The organism is Neorhizobium sp. T25_13, from assembly GCF_002968675.1.
Lineage (GTDB): Bacteria > Pseudomonadota > Alphaproteobacteria > Rhizobiales > Rhizobiaceae > Neorhizobium > Neorhizobium tomejilense.
Genome location: NZ_PVBI01000004.1, coordinates 128,029 through 145,634 on the forward strand (window position 1 = coordinate 128,029; position 17,606 = coordinate 145,634).

Annotated in this window: 19 protein-coding genes; 10 read left to right on the top strand and 9 right to left on the bottom strand. The window is 62.7% G+C overall.

Translation table 11 applies throughout. The annotated features are described in order from the left end of the window. Positions 1-330: a succinate dehydrogenase assembly factor 2 gene (locus tag C5J22_RS10805; RefSeq protein ID WP_105438230.1), complete on the bottom strand. Its 330-nt coding sequence runs from the start codon at positions 328-330 to the stop codon at positions 1-3. A gap of 90 nt (positions 331-420) precedes the next feature. Between C5J22_RS10805 and recG the strand changes: the two genes are divergently transcribed. Beyond that, positions 421-2,526, top strand: a complete 2,106-nt coding sequence (recG, locus tag C5J22_RS10810; RefSeq protein WP_105438504.1) for an ATP-dependent DNA helicase RecG — start codon at positions 421-423, stop codon at positions 2,524-2,526. On the opposite strand, the gene C5J22_RS10815 is transcribed toward recG, so the two are convergent. The 4 genes from C5J22_RS10815 to C5J22_RS10830 form a co-directional block, all read right to left on the bottom strand. Next, positions 2,523-3,218 carry a DUF502 domain-containing protein gene (locus C5J22_RS10815; RefSeq protein WP_046633667.1) on the bottom strand — a complete coding sequence of 232 codons (696 nt, stop codon included), beginning with the start codon at positions 3,216-3,218 and terminating at the stop codon, positions 2,523-2,525. The two genes, recG and C5J22_RS10815, sit on opposite strands and share 4 nt — an antisense overlap. Before the next feature lie 91 nt (positions 3,219-3,309). After that, positions 3,310-5,136 carry a glutamine--fructose-6-phosphate transaminase (isomerizing) gene (gene glmS, locus C5J22_RS10820; protein ID WP_105438231.1) on the bottom strand — a complete coding sequence of 609 codons (1,827 nt, stop codon included), beginning with the start codon at positions 5,134-5,136 and terminating at the stop codon, positions 3,310-3,312. Positions 5,137-5,256: 120 nt separating this feature from the next. Next, positions 5,257-6,618 carry a bifunctional UDP-N-acetylglucosamine diphosphorylase/glucosamine-1-phosphate N-acetyltransferase GlmU gene (gene glmU, locus C5J22_RS10825; RefSeq protein WP_105438232.1) on the bottom strand — a complete coding sequence of 454 codons (1,362 nt, stop codon included), beginning with the start codon at positions 6,616-6,618 and terminating at the stop codon, positions 5,257-5,259. Between the two features lie 192 nt (positions 6,619-6,810). Beyond that, on the bottom strand, positions 6,811-7,221 hold the full coding sequence (locus tag C5J22_RS10830; protein WP_105438233.1) for a helix-turn-helix domain-containing protein: 411 nt from the start codon (positions 7,219-7,221) through the stop codon (positions 6,811-6,813). 146 nt (positions 7,222-7,367) lie between these two features. On the opposite strand from C5J22_RS10830, the gene C5J22_RS10835 reads away from it, so the two are divergent. The 3 genes from C5J22_RS10835 (at position 7,368) to C5J22_RS10845 (ending at position 10,057) form a co-directional block, all read left to right on the top strand. Next, positions 7,368-8,252, top strand: a complete 885-nt coding sequence (locus tag C5J22_RS10835; RefSeq protein WP_105438234.1) for an SDR family oxidoreductase — start codon at positions 7,368-7,370, stop codon at positions 8,250-8,252. A gap of 78 nt (positions 8,253-8,330) precedes the next feature. Beyond that, the gene (locus C5J22_RS10840) at positions 8,331-9,047 is read left to right on the top strand and encodes an aspartate/glutamate racemase family protein (protein ID WP_105438235.1); all 717 of its coding nucleotides are present in this window, start codon (positions 8,331-8,333) and stop codon (positions 9,045-9,047) included. A 59-nt stretch (positions 9,048-9,106) separates the two neighbouring features. Next, positions 9,107-10,057, top strand: a complete 951-nt coding sequence (locus C5J22_RS10845) for a helix-turn-helix domain-containing GNAT family N-acetyltransferase (protein WP_105438505.1) — start codon at positions 9,107-9,109, stop codon at positions 10,055-10,057. Here C5J22_RS10845 and C5J22_RS10850 read toward each other — a convergent pair. Then, the gene (locus C5J22_RS10850; protein WP_105438236.1) at positions 10,054-10,806 is read right to left on the bottom strand and encodes a pyridoxine 5'-phosphate synthase; all 753 of its coding nucleotides are present in this window, start codon (positions 10,804-10,806) and stop codon (positions 10,054-10,056) included. The genes C5J22_RS10845 and C5J22_RS10850 overlap by 4 nt on opposite strands. Positions 10,807-11,146: 340 nt before the next feature. Between C5J22_RS10850 and C5J22_RS10855 the strand changes: the two genes are divergently transcribed. Then, entirely contained in the window at positions 11,147-11,836 is a 690-nt protein-coding gene (locus tag C5J22_RS10855; protein ID WP_105438237.1) for a MerR family transcriptional regulator, read from the top strand. A gap of 9 nt (positions 11,837-11,845) precedes the next feature. Here C5J22_RS10855 and C5J22_RS10860 read toward each other — a convergent pair whose 3' ends face one another. Further along, positions 11,846-12,970: an ATP-dependent RecD-like DNA helicase gene (locus C5J22_RS10860; RefSeq protein ID WP_046633654.1), complete on the bottom strand. Its 1,125-nt coding sequence runs from the start codon at positions 12,968-12,970 to the stop codon at positions 11,846-11,848. 178 nt (positions 12,971-13,148) lie between these two features. Between C5J22_RS10860 and C5J22_RS10865 the strand changes: the two genes are divergently transcribed. Together C5J22_RS10865 and C5J22_RS10870 are read left to right on the top strand one after the other, a co-directional pair. Next, entirely contained in the window at positions 13,149-14,429 is a 1,281-nt protein-coding gene (locus C5J22_RS10865; RefSeq protein ID WP_105438238.1) for an SDR family oxidoreductase, read from the top strand. Continuing rightward, on the top strand, positions 14,429-14,908 hold the full coding sequence (locus C5J22_RS10870) for a DUF2269 domain-containing protein (protein WP_105438239.1): 480 nt from the start codon (positions 14,429-14,431) through the stop codon (positions 14,906-14,908). The genes C5J22_RS10865 and C5J22_RS10870 overlap by 1 nt, the downstream gene beginning before the upstream one ends. 4 nt (positions 14,909-14,912) lie before the next feature. On the opposite strand, the gene C5J22_RS10875 is transcribed toward C5J22_RS10870, so the two are convergent. Next, positions 14,913-15,389: an SRPBCC family protein gene (locus tag C5J22_RS10875; protein WP_105438240.1), complete on the bottom strand. Its 477-nt coding sequence runs from the start codon at positions 15,387-15,389 to the stop codon at positions 14,913-14,915. After that, entirely contained in the window at positions 15,386-15,751 is a 366-nt protein-coding gene (locus C5J22_RS10880; RefSeq protein WP_105438241.1) for a helix-turn-helix transcriptional regulator, read from the bottom strand. Before C5J22_RS10880 ends, C5J22_RS10875 begins: the two co-directional genes overlap by 4 nt. Before the next feature lie 150 nt (positions 15,752-15,901). Between C5J22_RS10880 and C5J22_RS10885 the strand changes: the two genes are divergently transcribed. From C5J22_RS10885 to C5J22_RS10895, 3 genes are read left to right on the top strand one after another with little or no spacing between them, the layout of a single operon-like run. Further along, entirely contained in the window at positions 15,902-16,279 is a 378-nt protein-coding gene (locus C5J22_RS10885; RefSeq protein WP_105400834.1) for a hypothetical protein, read from the top strand. Beyond that, a complete protein-coding gene (locus C5J22_RS10890; protein ID WP_105438242.1) occupies positions 16,263-16,823 on the top strand; it encodes an RNA polymerase sigma factor in 561 nt (186 codons plus the stop codon). The genes C5J22_RS10885 and C5J22_RS10890 overlap by 17 nt, the downstream gene beginning before the upstream one ends. Further along, positions 16,820-17,605, top strand: coding sequence for an anti-sigma factor (locus C5J22_RS10895; RefSeq protein WP_105438243.1), 786 nt, complete (start codon positions 16,820-16,822; stop codon positions 17,603-17,605). Before C5J22_RS10890 ends, C5J22_RS10895 begins: the two co-directional genes overlap by 4 nt. Position 17,606 lies beyond the last annotated feature (1 nt).

Genomic DNA, 17,606 nt, shown 5'->3' on the forward strand with positions numbered 1-17,606 from the left:
TCATATCTTGTGCCCGAGCCTTGCTTCCAGGGAAGCCTTGGTGACAGGATCGAAATCCGGGTTATAGGCAGCGACACGCGCAAAAAGCGGCGTCTTCCTGTGCTCGGGTAAAGCTTGAGCACCGGTGATCCAGGCATGCAGGTCGTGATCGTCCTCGCCCATGATCGCTTCGAATTCGTCGAGTTCGGCTTCCCTGAGCCTGCCGATCTCGGCTTCCGCAAAACTCCCGAGAACCAGGTCCATTTCCCGGATGCCGCGATGCCAGCAGCGATAGAGGATGCGCCTGCGGCGCGGGTCGAGATCCGCGCTGGTGCGGGATAGTCCTGTCATGGCCGTGTCCTTGTTTTGCCGTTCATATAGGACGCTTTTCCGCCCTCGTCACCTTGCCAAATGGGCAAAATCCATCGCATTTTGCGCGCCATGCGTCCCGCCATACTCGATCCGCTGTTCTCGCCCGTCGCCTCGCTTGCCGGTGTCGGGCCGAAGCTTGCCGAACTGATCGCCCGCGTCACCGGCCGCGAGGACCCGGACGATTGTCGTGTCGTGGACCTGCTCTTCCATGCTCCCTCCTCTCTGATCGACCGGCGCAACCGGCCGGGCATCGCGCTTTCGCCACAGGGCGCCATTGTCACCATCGAAGGCCGGGTCGACCGCCATCAGCCGCCACCGCCCGGCAAGTCCAATATGCCCTATCGCGTCTTCCTGCACGACGATACGGGCGAGCTGGCGCTCACCTTCTTCCGGGCAAAAGGCAATTGGCTGGAAAAGTCGCTGCCGATCGACGAGATGGTGATGGTGAGCGGCAAGGTTGACTGGTTCAACGGCCGCCCCTCGATGGTGCACCCGGATTTCATCGTCAAATCCTCCGAGGCTGAAAACCTGCCGCTGGTGGAACCGGTATACCCGATGACGGCCGGCCTGACGCCGAAAGTGCTGCGCAAGACGATCGACGGTGCCGTCGCCCGCATGCCGGAACTGCCGGAATGGGCGGATGCGGCGCTGACCGTGCGCCAGGGTTTTCCGTCGGTGGCGGAGGCCTTTCGCGGGCTGCACGATCCGCGCGACGCGGCGGATATCGATCCGCAGGCCCCTGCCCGTCGGCGGCTCGCCTATGACGAGTTTCTCGCCGGCCAGGTGTCCCTGTCGCTGGTGCGCCAGAGGGTGCGCAAGGTCCCGGGCCAGCCGATCCGCGTCAAGGGCGATCTCGCCGCAAAGATCATCGCCAACCTCCCTTTCTCGCTGACGCCCAGCCAAAAGGCGGCTGTCGAGGACGTCATCAAGGACATGGCCGGCGAAGACCGCATGCTGCGGCTGCTGCAGGGCGATGTCGGGGCCGGCAAGACGCTGGTGGCGCTGCTCGCCATGTCCGCGGCCGTGGAGGCCGGTGGCCAGGCGGTGCTGATGGCGCCGACCGAAATCCTCGCCCGCCAGCATTATTCGACGATCTCCAAGCTCGCAGGTGCTGCAGGCGTAGCGGTCGAGGTACTGACCGGCCGCACCAAGGGGCGAGAGCGCGACCAGATCATCGAGCGGATTGCGTCTGGCGAAGCGCAGATCATCGTCGGCACCCACGCGCTCTTTCAAGACGCGATCAACTATCACAATCTGATGCTCGCCGTGGTGGACGAGCAGCATCGGTTCGGCGTGCATCAGCGCCTTCGGCTGACCGCCAAGGGCATTTCCCCGCATATGCTTGTCATGACCGCGACGCCCATTCCCCGCACTCTGGTGCTCGCCGCCTTCGGAGATATGGACGTCTCGAAGCTCACCGAAAAACCTGCCGGCCGCAAGCCGATCCAGACCGTCACCATCCCCACCGAACGGATCGGCGACATCGTCGCCCGGCTGCGCGGCGCGATCGGCGAAGGAAAAAAAGCCTATTGGATCTGCCCGCTTGTCGAGGAATCCGATGTCTCCGACCTGATGTCGGCGGAGGAGCGTTATGCGGTTCTCGCCAGGGAGCTCGGCCGTGATGTCGGGTTGATCCACGGGCGGATGAGCGGGCCTGAGAAGGACGCGGTGATGAGCGCCTTCAAGACTGGCGAAATCCGGTTGCTGGTCGCGACCACCGTGGTCGAAGTCGGCGTCGACGTGCCGGATGCGACGATCATGGTCATCGAACATGCCGAGCGGTTCGGGCTTGCCCAGCTGCACCAGTTGCGCGGCCGTGTGGGGCGCGGCGACGAGGCTTCGACCTGTATCCTGCTCTACAAGGGGCCGCTCAGCGAAACCGGCCGGGCGCGGCTTTCGATCCTGCGCGACAGCGAGGACGGTTTTCTGATCGCCGAAGAGGATCTGAAACTGCGCGGCGAAGGCGAGCTGCTCGGCACCCGCCAGTCCGGCACGCCCGGCTTCCGGATCGCCAGCCTGGAAGCGCACGCGGACCTGCTGGAAATTGCCCGGAAGGATGCGGCCTATCTGCTGGAGCGGGATCCGGAACTCACCAGCGAGCGCGGCCAGAACATGCGCGTGCTGCTTTACCTGCACCGCCGCGACGAGGCGATCCGGTTCCTGAGAGCCGGTTAGGCCTGCATTTTCGGGGCCGGCAGGACGGCGGTCGGGGCGCCGGGGACGGGCTTGTAGTCCGGCGCGATGAGGCCACCCGATATCAGCAGCTTGGCGCCTTCTTCCGGCGTCATGTCGAGCATGATGATCTTGCTCTTCGGCACGAACATCAGGAAACCGGCGGTCGGGACCGGGGTCGGGGGCAGGAAGACGCCGACCATTTCCTCACCGTCCGCATTGAGCTTTGCCGCGATCTCTCCCTGCGCGTCGCCGGAAATGAAGACCAGCGCCCACATGCCCGGGCTCGGAAACTCGATCAGCCCGCATCTCTTGAAGGAGGTCGACTGTTCCTTCAGCACCGTCTCGAAGATCTGTTTGATGCTCTTATAAATGCTGCGGATCAGCGGCATCCGGTGCAGGATCGATTCGCCGAACTTGACGATCGAGCGGCCGATCAGGTTCTTGCCGAGAAAGCCGATGATGGTGATGAGCACCACCGCAATCAGCAGGCCGGTGCCGGGAATGGTGATGTTGAAGTAATATTGGGGGTCGTAGCGCTGCGGAATATAGGGCGTGACCCAGCTATCCGCCCAGTCGATGAAGGTGAAGGTGAGCCAGATGGTGATGGCGAGCGGCGCGCAGATGATCAGGCCGGTTAGGAAGTTGTTCCTGAGACGGCCGGCCAGCGATATTCGCTCTGGACTGTCGCTCATTCTGTTTCCCTGCATACCCTAAGCATTGCCGCAATCATTGATGCGACAATGCCGGATGCAATGTTGCGATGCAAGGAAAAGCCGGAGGATATCACTCCACCGTGACGGATTTTGCCAGATTGCGCGGCTGATCGACATCGGTCCCCATGAACACCGCCGTATGATAGGCAAGCAGCTGGATCGGCAGCGAGAAGATCATCGGCGCGATGATCTCGTCGACATTCGGCAATGCGATCGTCGCCATGGTGGGAAGCTTGGAGGCCGCAGCACCCTTCTCGTCGGTGATGAAGATGATCTTGCCGCCGCGCGCCGCCACTTCCTGCATGTTGGAAACGGTCTTTTCGAAGAAGCGGTCATGCGGCGCGATGACGATCACCGGCATGTGCTCGTCGATCAGCGCGATGGGCCCGTGCTTCAGTTCGCCTGCGGCATAACCTTCCGCATGGATGTAGGAGATCTCCTTGAGCTTCAGCGCGCCTTCCATGGCAAGCGGAAAACTGGTGCCTCGGCCGAGATACAGCACGTCCTTGAAGCGCGACAGCTCGCGCGACAGCGACTCGATCTGCGGCTGGATGTCGTTCAGCACCCGGCTCATGATCCGCGGCATTTCGGCGAGGTGCTTCACCATCGCCTTCTCGTCGCCCGCCGTCACCGTGCCGCGGGCGCGGCCTGCACCGATCGCGAGCGCGGCGAGGACCGCAAGCTGGCAGGTAAAGGCCTTGGTGGAGGCAACGCCGATTTCCGGGCCGGCGAGGATCGGGAAGATCGCGTCCGATTCGCGGGCGATGGTCGATTCCCTGACATTGACCACCGCGCCGATCTTGAGGCCGTTGTCCTTGCAGTAGCGCAGCGACGCGAGCGTATCGGCGGTTTCGCCCGACTGCGAGATGAACAGCGCCGCCTGGGACGGCGACAGCGGCAGTTCGCGGTAGCGGAATTCGGAGGCGACGTCGATTTCGACCGGCAGGCGCGCATAACGCTCGAACCAGTATTTGCCGATCAGGCCGGACAGATAGGCCGTGCCACAGGCAGCGATCGCCAGGCCCGAGACCTTGCCGAAGTCGATCGCCGTGTCGTTCGCCTTCACCGTATGGGCGCCGAAATCGATATAGTGGCTGAGCGCATGGGAGATGATCTCCGGCTGCTCATAGATTTCCTTCTCCATGAAATGGCGGTGGTTGCCCTTGTCGACCATGAAGGCCGATGCCTGGGAAATTTGGCTCTGCCGCGTCACCGGCTTGCCGTCGTAGTCGATGATCTCGGCGCCCTTGTGGGTCATGACGGCGCAGTCGCCGTCAACCAAATAGGTGATTTCATTGGTGAACGGCGACAGCGCGATCGCGTCCGACCCCAGGAACATTTCGCCGCGGCCGTGGCCGATCGCGAGCGGCGGTCCGAAACGGGCGGCCATGATCGTGCCCGGGTCGTCCTCGAACATCACCACCAGCGCATAGGCGCCGGCAACGCGGTTCAGCGTCGCCAGCATGGCGGCGCGATGGTCGAGGCCCTGGCGGGTGTATTTGGCGAGCAGGTGTGCCACGACTTCCGTGTCGGTCTGGCTTTCGAAGACCGCCCCTTCGGCCAGCAGCTCGTCCTTCAGCTCGGAGAAGTTCTCGATGATGCCGTTGTGGACGACGGCGACCCCATCGACGAAATGCGGATGGGCATTGGTCTCGTTCGGAACGCCGTGGGTCGCCCAGCGGGTGTGGGCGATGCCGATCGTGCCGGGCAGCGGCTCGGCGTCGAGCCGCTTTTCGAGATTGAAGAGTTTTCCTTCGGCGCGGCGGCGATCCATGCGGCCCTCGTGGATGGTCGCCACGCCGGCGGAATCATAACCGCGGTATTCGAGCCTTCGCAACGCATCGACCAGACGCGCCGCCACCGGCGAATTTCCGACGATCCCGACAATTCCGCACATGAACGACCCTCTCCGCTTCGTGGAACCCGCGCGAACTCCTAGCCGATTGCTGGTTTTGCGCAATCGGCCCGCCGGTCACTTTCGATGTCGGAAAGTAACGCGCAAATGTTAATAGCCGCGCTACTTTTGCGCCTTGCGGGCGGCCTTCAGGGCGAGCGCCCGCTCCCGGAGGATTTTCGCGCGCTCCGGCTTCACCTCCTGGCGGGCACGGCCAAGCGCCAGCGCATCGGCCGGGACATTCTCGGTGATGACACTTCCCGAGGCGACATAGGCACCGTCGCCGATCGAGACGGGTGCAACGAGCGACGAGTTCGAACCGACAAAGGCATTGGCGCCGATGCGGGTCTCGTGCTTGTTGACGCCGTCATAGTTGCAGGTGATCGTGCCGGCGCCGATATTGGAATGGGCGCCGACGAATGCGTCGCCGATATAGGTCAGGTGGTTGACCTTGGCCCCCTCGTCGATCCTGGCATTCTTGACCTCGCAGAAATTGCCGACCTTGGAGCCTATGGCGAGATCAGCCCCAGGGCGGAGCCGCGCGAAAGGTCCGACCGTTGCGCCGCCGCTCACATGCGCACCCTCGATATGGGAAAAGGCGTGGATCACCGCGCCGCTGTCGATCCTGACGCCTGGGCCGAAAACGACGTTCGGCTCGATCAGCGCATCCTGGCCGATCTGCGTATCATAGGACAGGAAGACGGTTTCCGGCGCGATCATGCTGACGCCCGAGATCATCAACTCATGGCGCCGGCGTTCCTGCCAGTGCTTTTCGAGCATGGCCAGTTCGGCCCGGTTGTTGCAGCCGGCAACCTCCGTTTCCGGCGCATCGACCGCCACGACCTTGCCGCCGGCCGCGCGGGCGATCTCGACGAGATCGGTCAGGTAATATTCGCCCTTCGCGTTTTGATTGGTGATGCCCTCCAGAAGCGACAGTGCCTTGCGGCCGTTGATCGCCATCAGCCCGCTATTGCACCAAGTGACCTTGCGCTCGTCCTCCGTCGCATCCTTCTCCTCGCGGATGGCGATCAGCTCGCCGTTTTCCACCAGCAGCCGGCCATAGCCGGTCGGCTTGTCGGTGTGAAAACCGATCACCACGACATCGGCTCCGGCAGCCAGCTTTTCCCGCGCCTCGGCAAAGGGAGCCGAGGTGACCAGCGGGACGTCGCCATAGGCGACCAGGATGTCGTCGTAACCGCGGGCAATGGCTTGTTTCGCCGCCAGGACCGCATGGCCTGTGCCGCGGCGCTCGGTCTGCAGGAAGGCCTCGACCGTAGCACCATGGACCGCGCCGGCCTTGGCAACCCCGTCCGCATCGCGGCCGACCACCAGAGCCGCCTCGGTCACGCCGCTCGATGCCACCGCCGCCATGACATGAGCAATCATCGGCCGGCCGGCGATCGGATGCAGCACTTTCGACATCGACGATTTCATGCGCGTGCTGTCGCCGGCGGCGAGGATGACGGCAAGGCAGGAACGGCTCATAGGGGTTTCTCCTTCTCAGGCATTTTGCCGCTTCATAACAGCAAGATGATTGAAGTGCGATAAACGCCTTATGTCTGGCCGCAACAAAAAGGTGGCTCGACCGCCTGCGCTGGAATTTGACCGAGGTCAGGTCTAGTTGTTGCCGGGCCGTATTGGGGAATGTCGGGCTGCCATACCGGAACCCTTTTCACATCAAGCCAGTTCGCTCTCGTCGTATTTCACGCGCGCAGCCTTGACTGACGGATGATTGGCCTCCGCCCATAGCAGCACCTTGGAAAGCGGCTCGAAGAGCGAACGGCCGAGATCGGTCATCCGGTATTCGACGCTCGGCGGCTTGGTCGGAAACACTTCGCGTTCGATATAACCGTCGCGCTGCAGGTCGCGCAGCGTCTGGGTCAGCATCCGCTGCGAAATATCCGGCACCAGCCGGCGAAGCTCGCCGAAGCGGTAAGGCTGGCGCGCCAAGGCCCCGAGAAGCAGCGTCGACCATTTGCCGGCGATCCGGTCAAGGACGTCCCGGACCGGGCAGTTACCCATGTCCCAGCCGGACATATCGCATTCCTTGCCGTCCAGGACCGGCCTGCGGCTTGCATTGAGGGCCATGGAGTTGGTTCCCTTGAAGTAACGATCTCCCTCGAAACTGCCTCCTTTACAGATCGAAGTCAATTCTTATTCTAGTGCTAGTCTCTTTTTGAGACCAACGTTCTTCGCCGCGCCTGCAGGCCGGCCATTGCCAGGAAAGAAACCGCATGACCAAACTTCTCGTCACCGGCGCCGCCGGCCATCTGGGCCGCGCAGTCCTGCGTCACCTCATGGAGACCTCCAAGGTCGCTGCCGCCGACATCGTCGCTGCCAGCCGTGATCCGAACAAGCTCGCCGACCTTGCCGCCAGCGGCCTGGAAACCCGCGCAGCCGATTTCGACGACGAAGCCGGGCTCGTGAAGGCATTCACCGGCGTCGACCGCGTGTTGATCATCTCCACCGACGAGCTGGCGACGCCCGGCAAGCGCATCACGCAGCACAGGAACGCCGTTTCCGCCGCCAAGAAGGCCGGCGTGAAGCACGTCGTCTATACGTCCATGCCCAACCCGGACAAGTCGCTGGTCACGTTCGCGCCGGATCATCTCGGCACCGAAGAGGCCATCAAGGCGAGCGGCGTCGCCTACACGATCCTGCGCAATTCCTGGTACCACGACAATTATCTGATGAGCATGCCGCACAATCTTCAGGTCGGCAAATGGTACACGTCCGTGGGTGCGGGCAAGATCACCACGATCAGCCGCGACGACTGCGCCCGTGCTGCAGCCGGAGCCCTTGCCAATCCGCCGGCCGGCAGCCGCACGCTGACGCTCACCGGCGCGGAATCCCTGACGGCCGTGGAAATCGCCACCCGCGCATCAACCGCCACCGGCAAGCCGCTGGATGTCGTTGATGTCACCGACGAGCAGCTGACCCAGGGTCTTGCCGGCGCCGGCCTGCCCGCCTTCGTCGCAACTATGCTGGTCTCGGCGGATGCCAATATCCGCGCCGGCAATTTCGAACAGGTGACCAGCGATTATGAGACGCTGACCGGTCAGAAGCCGCAGACGCTCGCCGCCTATTTCGAGACCCAGAAGGCCGCCCTCGCCGCTTAGCATCTCGCCGGATTGCGGCTCTCCGAATTTCGCGATAATGAGATGGAGTTACCAAATTCCATTTCATTTGGAGAAAAAATGCGCAAGATCGGCCTGATTGGCGGGATGAGTTTCGAAAGCACGGCTGTGTATTATCGGCTGATCAACGAAATGGTGCGCGAACGCCTCGGTGGTTTTGCGTCGGCCGATCTCCTGCTCCATTCCGTCAATTTTGCCGAAATCGTCGACATGCAAAAGGCCGGCCGCTGGGATCTGGCGGCCGAGCACCTCGCCAGGAGCGCCCGCGGGCTGAAGGCGGCCGGCGCCGAATGCGTGCTGATCTGCACCAACACCATGCACATCGTCGCGCCGGACGTGCAGGCCGCGGTCGACGTGCCGCTCATCCATGTCATCGATGAGACCGCCAGGGCATTGACGTCGAAAGGGCTGAACCGCCCGCTCCTGCTTGCGACCCGCTACACGATGGAGCACGGTTTCTACACCGAGCGGATGAAGATGCTCGGCGTCGATGTCATGGTGCCGGACGCCGACGATCGCACCGATATCCATGACATCATCTTCAACGAACTCTGTGCCGGCACGGTTCTCGACACCTCCCGCACGCGGGCCATCGCCATGATCGAAAAGGCGAAGGCAGAAGGTGCCGACAGCATCATCCTCGGCTGCACGGAAATCTGCCTCCTGCTCGACCCCTCCAGCCTGCCGCTCCCTGGCGTTGATTCCACCGCCATCCACGCCACGGCTGCCGTCGATTTCGCACTCGGCCAGTCGTCGGCAAAACAGGCAGCGGCATAAGTTTACTTGACTCAGTCAAGCAAATATTGGACAGAATCTTCGAAGAGGAGATCCTGCCGATGACCGATCCTGCTGTTCTCGACGCCGTCCGCGCCTTCAACCGTTTCTACACAAACAAGCTCGGCGTTCTCGCCAAGGGCTATCTCGATACAGATTACACGCTGACCGAGGCGCGCATCCTGTACGAGATGGGCGCCCGCAAACGGGTTTCGGCAACCGAACTCAACCGCGATCTCGGCCTCGATCCCGCCTATCTCAGCCGGCTGCTGAAGAAATTCCGCGAGGCGGGCTTCATCGACAGCGAACCGGATCCCGAGGACAAACGTAGCCAGATCCTCGTTGTCACCGACAAGGGACAAGCCGAATACGAGACGCTCGGCGAACGCTCCCGCCAGCAGATCGCCAAGGATCTGAGGGACGTGAACGAGATGGGCCATGAGAAGCTGATCGGCTCCATGCAGGCGATCCGCACCATTCTCGATCCGCAATCGGCCGCCCCCTCCCCACCGGTCGTCATCCGTCCGCACCGGATCGGCGACATGGGCTGGCTCATCGAAGCTCAGGCGGTCGCTTATGCGCGGGAATACGGGTGGAACGACAAGTTCGAAGGGCTGGTCGCCGAGGTCGCCGGCAAGTTCATCGCCAATTTCAACCCCGAGCGCGAACGCTGCTGGATCGCCGAACGCGACGGCAAGCGTGTCGGTTCGGTGGTCCTGGCCGATGGCGGCGGCGATACCGCCAAGCTGCGCCTCCTCTATCTCGACCCGGCCGCCCGTGGCCTCGGTCTCGGCCGGACGCTGGTCGAGCAATGCATCAAGTTCTCGACGCTCGCCGGTTATAAGACGCTGTCGCTCTGGACCAACGATTGCCTGACGGCCGCGATCCGCATCTACGAGACCACGGGCTTCAAGCTCGTCGCGGAGGAAAAGCACAACCTGTTCGGGCCGGAATGCAACGGCCAGACCTGGGTGCTGGACCTCTGCGAAGCGAAGCTTTCGTCGTCGAACTAGACAGCCTGGCCGCAGGCGCGGCGAAAGCGGCGCACGGTTTCCGCCATGCCGTATTCGAGCGCATCCGCCGTCAGCCCATGCCCGATCGACACCTCGGCGAGCTTGGGGATGCGCTTCACCAATGCCGGCAGGTTGGCGACGGTCAGGTCGTGGCCGCCATTGACGCCGAGCCCTTCGGCAAGCGCCGCATCCGCCGTCAGCCCGAGTTTTTCAAGGATTTCAGCGCCGCGCTCCGGATTTTCGAAACAGCCGCCATAAGGACCGGTATAGAGCTCGATGCGGTCGGCGCCCGTCGCCCTTGCAAGCTTTACCGCCTCGACATCGCCGTCGCCATCGGCAAACAGCGACACCCGCATGCCGCCCTTCTTGAGCCGCGCCACGATCGGCTTCAGCATCTCACCCGTGGCACGGAAATCGAACCCATGGTCGGAGGTCGCCTGGGTCGGATCGTCCGGCACCAGCGTCACCTGCTCCGGTTGGGTCGCTTCGCAGAGCGCCAGGAAATCTTCGCTCGGATATCCCTCGATATTGAATTCGGCCGCTGGAAACTCGTCGTCGATCAGCGCCCGAAGAACCGGCAGGTCCGAAAAGCGGATATGGCGCTGGTCGGGGCGCGGATGCACCGTCAGGCCGGCTGCACCCGCTTGGAGCGCAATGCGCCCCAGCCCCTCGACGCTCGGCCAGGGAAGATCGCGGCGGTTGCGCAGCATGGCGACGGCATTGAGGTTCACGGAAAGCTTGGTCGGCATGGCAATACCCGGTTTTGAAAGGTTGATCCGCTTTTAGGCCATGCGCCTTCGCAATGCCACCAGGTTTGGGAAAATGCACCTATAAAGAGTTTTGATGGACGAGAATTCACGAGGCAACCGGGGCTACCATTTCCTAAAATTTTAAGTAACGTATATCTAACAGAGTTCGCTGAGCAGGCCAAAAGGCGGCGGAATACGGTTTGAACAGCGAATTCTGCCATCCATTTTAATCGGGTCCGCATTTTCAGTACCGAGGTTCCATCCAGAAGGTTCGGCGCAAAGTCGCAACCTGTAGATGCATATCTGACCACGACGCCTAACTCAGGCGCAAGGGAACTCGATGCAGAGCGATATCATGCAAGCCAGGACCGACAGCGCGCCCCTTGCGGGAGCAGCACGCAATTTCCCTTATCTTCCCCAGGTCTCACTCCCTTTTGAAATGCCCACCCAGCCCGTGGCGATCGCCGAAATGGCGGACCTCTTCGGCGTCACCCATCGCACTCTTCACTTCTACGAGGAAAAGGGCCTTATCACCGCCCGCCGCTCCGGCAGCATGCGGGTCTATGACAGGGTTCAGATCCACCGCATGGCGGTCGTCAATGCCTGCCGCGAGATCGGTATTCCGGTTGCGGTCATCCAGGAACTGATGGAAGAGCTTGCCGGCGCGACCTCGGAGGCGGAAGCGGACGAGATGTTCCACGACATGCTGGCGCGCCGCAAACGGGAGCTCACGTCCGACATTTCCAATATCCGCCGGCAGATGCAGCAGATCGAAAGCCTGCTGGTGGCCGAGGAGGAAGACCAGGCGCTTGCCACCCCAAAACCCATGTCCCTGGTTCTCAGTGACATCGAGAAACGGTGCCTGGGGCTGATGGCAGAGGGTTATTCGGCGCCACGGCTTGCCCGCGCGCTCAACCTCGAATTCGAGGACCTGCGCCGGATGGAAGATGACATCATCCAGAAATTCCAGGCCACCAACCGCTTTCAGGCCGTCGCCAAGGCGATGCTGCTCGGTTTCGTGCCGAACTGATCGGCTTCTTTAGCGGACAATCGTCAGAGTCTCGGCCGCGCGCGTGATGGCGGTATAAAGCCAGCGCTCCCGGCTGTCGCGAAACGCCCAGCTCTCATCGAACAGAACGACGTTGTTCCACTGCGACCCCTGCGCCTTGTGAACGGTCAGCGCGTAGCCGTAATCGAACTCGTCGTAACGCTTGCGGGTCGTCCAGGGGATTTCCCCTTCCTGCTCTTCGAACGCCTGTTTCAGAAGCTTGATCTTGGCCGCACCGCGATCCATGTCGTCGTCTTCCGGCCGGATCATCAGGTTGATGCCGGGTTTCACCGTTTCGCGCGACGAACTCATCACCTGCCAGAGCGAGCCGTTGAGCAGCCCCTTGGCCGGGTCGTTGCGCAGGCAGACCAGCTTGTCGCCGGATTGCGGATAGTCGGCGGTAAACCCTTTCAGTTCCCGAAGCCGCTGATTGTAGCGCTTGCGGGTCTTGTTGGTGCCGACCAGAACCTGGTCCGCCTCCATCACCAGCGGCTGCGTCACCTCGTTGCGTGAAATCACTTTCGCCGTGCCATAGTCGCCATACATGATCTCCTTGCCCTCGCGCACGTTCATCGCCAGCTGGATGATCGGGTTGTCGCGCGCCTGGCGGTGGATATCCGTCAGCAGGTAATCCGGCTCCTGTTCGGTGAAGAAACCGCCGCCGGTCACCGGCGGTAGCTGGCCGGGATCGCCGAGCACCAGGATCGGCGTACCGAAGCTCATCAGGTCCTTGCCGAGCGCCTCGTCCACCATCGAGCATTCGTCGATGATGATCAGCGCCGCCTTGGCGACCGGGCTCTGGCGGTTGATCGAGAACATCGGCGCGATCGAGGTCTTGCCGGCATCGTCCTCGACCGCTTCCTCGCCGCGCGGCCTGTAGATCAGCGAGTGGATGGTTTTCGCGTTGCGCGCCCCGCGGGAGCGAAGAACCTGCGCCGCCTTGCCGGTGAAGGCCGCAAATAGCACCTCGCCATCGACATTTTCGGCGAAATGTTTGGCAAGCGTAGTCTTGCCGGTGCCCGCATAACCGAACAGCCGGAAGACCTGGCCGCGGCCCTCTTTCAGCCATTGTGAAACGGCCTTGAGGGCCTCGTCCTGTTGCGGTGCAAATTGCATGACGGGACTTGGCAGGATTCTGCAGCCAAGCGCAACCGAAAAAGAACGAAAGATGAATCAAAGACCGGGATGAGCGCCGTCGCCGGTCTTCCAGAGGCGGGCGACAACCTTCCTCCGTCTGCCCGCCGGGGTGAATTGCCGCTGTTCAGTTCTCATCATCGCCCCCTATGATCACGGCATGAAGATCCTGATTCTCGGCGCAACCGGCTTTATCGGCTCGGCGATCCTGCAAAGGCTTGCCGCCGAGGGCCATCGGATAACCGGGCTCGGGCGAGACCCGGACAAAGCCCGCCTGAAATGGCCCGCAGCCGAGTGGATAGAGGCCGATCTCGCGCAACTGTCTGTCGCCGCCTGGGGTCCGCTGATCGAGGACCAGGATGTCGTCGTCAATTGTGCCGGCGCGCTACAGGACGGTCTTTCGGATGATCTTGCGGCCACCCAGGAAAAGGCGATGCTGTCGCTCTACGAAGCGGCACGGGCGCTCGGCGGCAGACGTATCGTGCAGATCTCCGCCCGCACGGATGGCGCAGCCGCCGACCTGCCCTTCCTCGCCACTAAACGCCATGCAGACGAGGCGCTTGCGGCAAGCAGCCTCCCGTTCGTCATCCTGCGGCCGGCGCTCGTCATCGGCCGCAATGCCCATGGCGGCACGGCGCTTCTCCGATCGCTCGCGAGCCTTCCCGGCCTGCTGCCGCTCATCCATGCGGAAAGTCCGATCGAAACCGTCTCGCTCGACGACGTCGCCGCCGCCGTTTCCCTTGCGGTCGACGGCACTATCCCGGCCGGCAGCGATCTCGATCTCGCCGCCGACAGGACCCTGACCTTGTCTGACCTCGTGAAGCTTCACCGCACCTGGCTTGGCCTGCCCGCGGCGGCCGCCATTGCATTGCCAGCAGCGCTTGCGAAACCCGTCACCTGGGCCGCTGACATCGCCGGACGACTCGGCTGGCGTTCTCCGCTTCGCTCGACGGCGATGACGGTGATGTCGGAAGGCGTCAGGAGCCTGAGGCCGAAACCGGTCGGCCTCGTCCTGGCAGACGCGGCAGAGACCCTCGCCGCCCATCCGAGCGGCGTCCAGGATCTCTGGTTCGCGCGGCTCTATCTCCTGAAACCTGCAATCATTCTGACGCTGTCGCTGTTCTGGCTGTTGTCCGGCCTGATCCCGCTGCTCGACCTGAGCGCCGCGGCAGCCCAATTTCCGCCCGTCGTGCCGGGTTTCTTTGCCATGGCGACAACGGTCGCGACATGTCTCCTCGATATCCTGCTCGGGTCCGCCGTCCTCGTCCGCCCCCATGCCCGCAAGGCGATCTTCGGGATGATCCTCACCAGCCTCGCCTATCTGGCCGGCGGCACACTCCTCGCGCCGCAGCTCTGGCTCGATCCGCTGGGGGTCCTCGTGAAAGTCCTGCCGTCGATCGCACTCACTCTCGTCTCCCTCGCCATTCTGGACGAACGCTGATGGACGCCGAAAGCCTGTTGAGGCTCCTGCATGTGATTGGCGCAACGGTACTGCTCGGAACCGGCGCCGGCATCGCCTTTTTCATGGTCATCGCCCGGCGGACGGAAGATTCGAAACTGATCGCCCACACCGCCGGCACGGTCGTGCTGGCCGATACCGTCTTCACGGCCACCGCCGTCGTCCTGCAGCCGGTCACCGGCTACCTGCTGGCAAGGAGCATCGGCTGGTCGCTGACGGATGGCTGGGTCGCCTTGTCGCTTATTCTCTACGTGGTGACGGGATTGTTCTGGCTGCCGGTGGTCTGGATCCAGATCAGGATGCGCGATATCGCCCGCATCGCCTGCGAAGACTCCGCGCCGCTGCCGCCAGAATGGTACCGGCTCTACCGGATCTGGTTTGCCTGCGGCTTCCCGGCCTTCTTCGCGGTCATCGCCATCTTCTGGCTGATGCTGACCAAGCCGGATATCCCGCTGTTCTGAACCCTCAGTGCTGCCGCTCGACCAGCTTCGCCAGCTGCTCGATCACCGTGCCCCAACCGTCGAAAAAGCCCAGCTCGTCATGCATCTTGCGGTCCTCCGGGCTCTTGTGCATGACATGCGCCAGATATTCTGTGCCCTGCGGATGATCCTTGAAGGTGATGATCGCGGTCATGAACGGCTGTTCGGCCGGCCGCCAGCCGCCGGTCAGCGCATTGGTGAAGACGATCCTCTCCTGGTCGTCGGCGGCCAGAAAACAGGCGCTGAGATGCGGACCGAAATCGCCGCCGTTCTCGCTCATCTGCGTCTCGAAAGCGCCGCCCGGGCAAATGTCCATCGCCGCGACCCTGCAGAGCGCCGGCGCCGGGATCCACCACTGCTCGAAACTCGCCTTGTCTGTCCAGGCATTCCACACAGCCGAGCGCGGCGCCTTGATCAACCGCGAAATGGTGAGGTCGAGATCCGGATTGAACGTCTGCGTCATCTGCCTGTCTCCCGTTTCTGTTCGTGCCGAAGGAATTCCTGTTTCGCCAGAACCAATTGCTCCAGCCTGTCGGTACGGGCTTCCCAGATCGCCCGCTGTTCGGAAAGCCAGTTCTCCAGCATCGCGAACCGTGCCCGCTCCAGCGTGCATGTCCGCACCCGGCCCTGTTTCTGCGTGCGGATCAGGCCGCTCTCCTCCAGGAAACGCACATGTTTCATGAACGAGGGCAGCGCCATGTCAAACGGTTCCGCGAGATCGCTGATGCTGGCCGATCCGTCACCGAGCCGCAACAGAACCGCCCGGCGGGTCGGATCTGCAAGCGCCTGGAACAGGCCGTCGAGTTCGCTTGAATAGTTTTCCATCAGGCTAAGTATCAAATTAAAATACTTAGCTCAATAGCTAAGCGTAATTTTCTCGGAAAAATCTTTGGCACCGACGGAATAAATCCGCCACGCCCGGTGTCTTGACTTCGGTGGCCGACGTGAGGCCGCCATCAACCAGGGAGACGATCCATGAAAACCTTCATTCTCGTGCCTTTCGCGCTCGCAGCACTGACCTCGGTGGCCTTTGCCGCCGGCCCGTTCAAGACCGTCAAGACCTCGACCAAGGGCGAAGTCCTCGTCGGCGAAAAGGGCATGACGCTCTACACCTTCAAGAACGACAAGCCAGGTACTTCCAACTGCTACGACAAGTGCGCCACCAACTGGCCGCCGGTCATGGCCGCTTCCGATGCGAAGGCCGATGGTGCATACTCCATCGTGACCCGCAAGGACGGGGCCAAGCAGTGGGCGAAGGATGGCATGCCGCTCTATTACTGGGTCAAGGACACCAAGGAAGGCGACACCACCGGTGACGGCGTGAACGGCGTTTGGGATGTCGCAAAGCCCTGATCAATCCACTTCCGGAACGGCGCGTGAGGCACAGGCTCCCGCGCCGCTTTCCTTCGAGGCGCAGATCCTTGCCCTCCTGCCCTCGCTCAGGCGCTATTCGCGCAGCCTGACGCGCTCGGACACAGAGAGCGAGGACCTGTTGCAGGATTGCGTCGAAAAGGCGCTGGTCAGCCGCGGCCAATGGCGCGGCGCGAATTTCAAGTCCTGGGCCTACAGGATCATGACCAATCTTCACCTCAACGCGCGGCGGTCGATCGCGCGGCGCCCGTCCGTCGGCATAGAGGAGGCCGAGAGCCTGGTTGCAAGTACGGGTGCCGACGATCCTCTGGAAAAGAACCGGCTCGTGCAGGCGCTGGAGACGCTGCCGAAGGAGGCGCGCGCGGTGCTGATGCTGGTCGTCGTCGAAGGTTACGCCTATCAGGAAGTCGCCGAGATGCTGGAGATTCCAGTCGGCACGGTGATGTCGCGCCTGTCTCGGGCGCGCCAGGCCTTGCGGGAAAAAATGCGGGAGGAAAACGTCATACCATTGCGGAGACCACGATGACCGAAGCCAGATCCGTAACCGAAGCGGAACTGCACGCCTATGCCGACGGCTTCCTGGACGAGGCCGACCGCGCTCGCGTGCAGGATTTTCTGGCCGAAAACCCAGACGCCGCACAGATGGTGGCCGACTGGCAGGAGCAGAACGACGAGTTGCGCGCCGCCTTCGCCGGTCATGAAAGATCGAAACCCACCGATATCCAGCTTCTCACGGGCGGTCTGGCGCGCACCAGCACCCGGCCGTCCCGCCGCTTCGCGCTGGCAGCCGCCGCGGTCGTGATCTTCGCGGCCGGCGCGCTCGGAGGCCATTATGGCGCGCTGCTGTTGGAACGCGCGGATATCCAGCTTGCCGCTACCGAAGTCCTGCCGCGCGAGGCTCGCAACGCCTTTCTCGTTTATGCAAGCGAGGTGCGCCATCCGGTCGAAGTCTTCGCCAACGAGGAGACGCATCTCGCCAACTGGCTTGGCAAGCGGCTGTCGATCGCCAATCTCAAGGTGCCGAACCTGCAGGGACAAGGTTTTAAGCTGGTCGGCGGCCGCCTCCTGCCGGTCGGCGGCAAGCCCGGCGCGCTGTTCATGTACGAGGACCAGACGGGCCAGCGCCTGACCGTGCTCGTCGGCCGCAACAAGGAAAACCGCACGACCAGTTTTCGGTTCGCCTCCGCCAGCACCGTCGAGACCTTCTACTGGATCGACGGCGAACTCGGATATGCCGTCACCGGCGAAATCTCCCGCGACATGCTGCGCCGGGTCGCCGAGGAATGTTACCGCCAATTTCCGAGCTGAT

Coding starts and splice junctions, on each gene's coding strand:
- C5J22_RS10805 (WP_105438230.1), bottom strand. CDS start 330: ATGACAGGACTATCCCGCACCAGCGCGGATCTCGACCCGCGCCGCAGG.
- recG (WP_105438504.1), top strand. CDS start 421: ATGCGTCCCGCCATACTCGATCCGCTGTTCTCGCCCGTCGCCTCGCTT.
- C5J22_RS10815 (WP_046633667.1), bottom strand. CDS start 3,218: ATGAGCGACAGTCCAGAGCGAATATCGCTGGCCGGCCGTCTCAGGAAC.
- glmS (WP_105438231.1), bottom strand. CDS start 5,136: ATGTGCGGAATTGTCGGGATCGTCGGAAATTCGCCGGTGGCGGCGCGT.
- glmU (WP_105438232.1), bottom strand. CDS start 6,618: ATGAGCCGTTCCTGCCTTGCCGTCATCCTCGCCGCCGGCGACAGCACG.
- C5J22_RS10830 (WP_105438233.1), bottom strand. CDS start 7,221: ATGGCCCTCAATGCAAGCCGCAGGCCGGTCCTGGACGGCAAGGAATGC.
- C5J22_RS10835 (WP_105438234.1), top strand. CDS start 7,368: ATGACCAAACTTCTCGTCACCGGCGCCGCCGGCCATCTGGGCCGCGCA.
- C5J22_RS10840 (WP_105438235.1), top strand. CDS start 8,331: ATGCGCAAGATCGGCCTGATTGGCGGGATGAGTTTCGAAAGCACGGCT.
- C5J22_RS10845 (WP_105438505.1), top strand. CDS start 9,107: ATGACCGATCCTGCTGTTCTCGACGCCGTCCGCGCCTTCAACCGTTTC.
- C5J22_RS10850 (WP_105438236.1), bottom strand. CDS start 10,806: ATGCCGACCAAGCTTTCCGTGAACCTCAATGCCGTCGCCATGCTGCGC.
- C5J22_RS10855 (WP_105438237.1), top strand. CDS start 11,147: ATGCAGAGCGATATCATGCAAGCCAGGACCGACAGCGCGCCCCTTGCG.
- C5J22_RS10860 (WP_046633654.1), bottom strand. CDS start 12,970: ATGCAATTTGCACCGCAACAGGACGAGGCCCTCAAGGCCGTTTCACAA.
- C5J22_RS10865 (WP_105438238.1), top strand. CDS start 13,149: ATGAAGATCCTGATTCTCGGCGCAACCGGCTTTATCGGCTCGGCGATC.
- C5J22_RS10870 (WP_105438239.1), top strand. CDS start 14,429: ATGGACGCCGAAAGCCTGTTGAGGCTCCTGCATGTGATTGGCGCAACG.
- C5J22_RS10875 (WP_105438240.1), bottom strand. CDS start 15,389: ATGACGCAGACGTTCAATCCGGATCTCGACCTCACCATTTCGCGGTTG.
- C5J22_RS10880 (WP_105438241.1), bottom strand. CDS start 15,751: ATGGAAAACTATTCAAGCGAACTCGACGGCCTGTTCCAGGCGCTTGCA.
- C5J22_RS10885 (WP_105400834.1), top strand. CDS start 15,902: ATGAAAACCTTCATTCTCGTGCCTTTCGCGCTCGCAGCACTGACCTCG.
- C5J22_RS10890 (WP_105438242.1), top strand. CDS start 16,263: ATGTCGCAAAGCCCTGATCAATCCACTTCCGGAACGGCGCGTGAGGCA.
- C5J22_RS10895 (WP_105438243.1), top strand. CDS start 16,820: ATGACCGAAGCCAGATCCGTAACCGAAGCGGAACTGCACGCCTATGCC.